Source organism: Mesorhizobium sp. M1A.F.Ca.IN.020.03.2.1 (assembly GCF_004023205.1).
Lineage (GTDB): Bacteria > Pseudomonadota > Alphaproteobacteria > Rhizobiales > Rhizobiaceae > Mesorhizobium.
This window is the reverse complement of the sequence record NZ_RZSV01000444.1, coordinates 1-1,758: the sequence shown is the minus strand read 5'-3', so window position 1 is coordinate 1,758 and position 1,758 is coordinate 1. Positions and strand designations below refer to the sequence as shown.

General features: G+C 65.5%; 2 protein-coding genes. Both read left to right on the top strand.

Annotated features, from left to right (window positions below):
• Nucleotides 1-571 (top strand): nucleotidyltransferase family protein (locus EOA79_RS31855; RefSeq protein ID WP_164894063.1); only part of this gene is annotated, 571 nt, incomplete at its 5' end.
• 55 nt (nucleotides 572-626) lie between these two features.
• Complete coding sequence (locus EOA79_RS31850; RefSeq protein WP_095824329.1) at nucleotides 627-1,643, top strand: glycosyltransferase; 1,017 nt, start codon at nucleotides 627-629, stop codon at nucleotides 1,641-1,643.
• Nucleotides 1,644-1,758: the final 115 nt, after the last annotated feature.

Genomic DNA, 1,758 nt, shown 5'->3' with positions numbered 1-1,758 from the left:
CCATTATCGGCTGCAGCAGCCGGGCTCGCCGAGCCCGCGCGACATCGACGGCTTCCTGCGCCGCAAGCGCGAGGTCAAGGTTGCGGGCGCCTCCATGCCCCTGATATCGGCGTCCGACACGTTGCTCTTGTCCTGCATCAGCGTCGCCAAAGCCTTCTTCAACCGCGAGCCCTGCGCCGGCTATGTCTGCGACGTCAGAGCCGCGGCCGGCCGGCTGAACGAAGCCGAGCAGCAGAAACTGCTCGACCATGCCGCTGAGCAGGGCCTCGCCGACACGCTGCTGCTTGCTTTGCGCGCGGCCGATGTTCTGCTTGGCGGTACCGGCACGCTGCTTTCGGACCGCGCCACCCGGATCCTGGCGCGCATCGACAATGCCGACCTCTTCCACATGGTGATCGCGCCCTGGCTGTCCTCGTTGCGCTGGCCGCAGCGGCGGACGGTGCTGTGGGAGCTCTGCGGTCGCGAGCCGGTGCGCTATCTGACTGAGGCCGGCTGGGCGGCTTCCGCCGATCTCAGCCGGCGGATCTTCGAGCGGCCGGCCGCGGCCGCGCCGGTGCGGGGCAACGCATGAAGATCGGTTTTGCATTCATAGGCGGGCTGTCACTCACGCAATCGAAAGGTGAATCATGGCCGTGACGACCCCAAGGGTCTGCGTCATCATCGCCGCCCGCAACGCGGCGCGGACCATACCGGTCGCCATCGCTTCGGCTCTGCGCGAGCCGGAGGTGGCGGAAGTCGTCGTGGTCGACGACGCCTCCACCGACGACACACAGAATGTGGCGCGCGCCGCCGATGATGGCAGCGGCCGGCTCAAGGTGATGCGTCTCGACGTCAACCATGGTCCGTCCTTTGCGCGCAACGCCGCGATCAAGGCTTCCGTTTCGCCTTTCATCAGCATCCTCGACGCCGACGATTTCTTCCTCGAGGGGCGTTTCCGCCCGCTGTTTGCCAGCCCCGACTGGGATTTCGCGGCGGACAACATCATGCTGATCAGGGACGATGCCGCGACCGACCCCACCAAGGTCGCGGCTCCCTCCTTCGCGCCAGAACCACAATTCCTCGACTTCGAGCGTTTCATCGAAGGCAACATTTCCCGTCGCCGCGTGCTGCGCGGCGAACTGGGCTTCCTCAAGCCGGTGATCAGCCGGGCGTTCCTCGAACGTCACGGGCTGAGCTACGATGAAAACCTGCGGCTCGGTGAGGACTACGAGCTCTATGCGCGCGCGGTCGCCCGCGGCGCGCGTTTCAAGATCATCAAGTCCTGCGGCTATGGTGCGATCGTTCGCGCCGATTCGCTGAGCGGCCGCCACAGGACGCAGGATCTGAAGCGGCTTGCCGATGCCGACCTGGCCTTGCTGGCGCTGGGCAACCTGCCGGAGGGCTCGAAGGCTGCGTTGCGGCGCCACGAGCGCCATGTGCGCGACAAATACCGGCTGCGCAATTTCCTTGACGTGAAGGCGGAGCGCGGCCTGGCATCGGCTGCCGCCTATGCCTTGGCCAGCCAGTCCAATCTGATCCCGATCGTTCGCGGCGTGGCGGCCGACAAGCTGGACGCCCTGCTCCGCCGCGCCGGCATTGCTGCAAAGCAGCAGGTGCCGCCGATGCGCTTCCTGATGCCGGCAACGAATGCCGCAACAGAATGATCCGACAAAAGCGTCAGCGCTGGCGCCGTTCCCAAAAAAATCCGCTTTCCGAAACTACGAGGTTGCCTACTTGCCCCGAGAATGGCAAGCTATGTTGCGGTGCAGCAATTTCGAA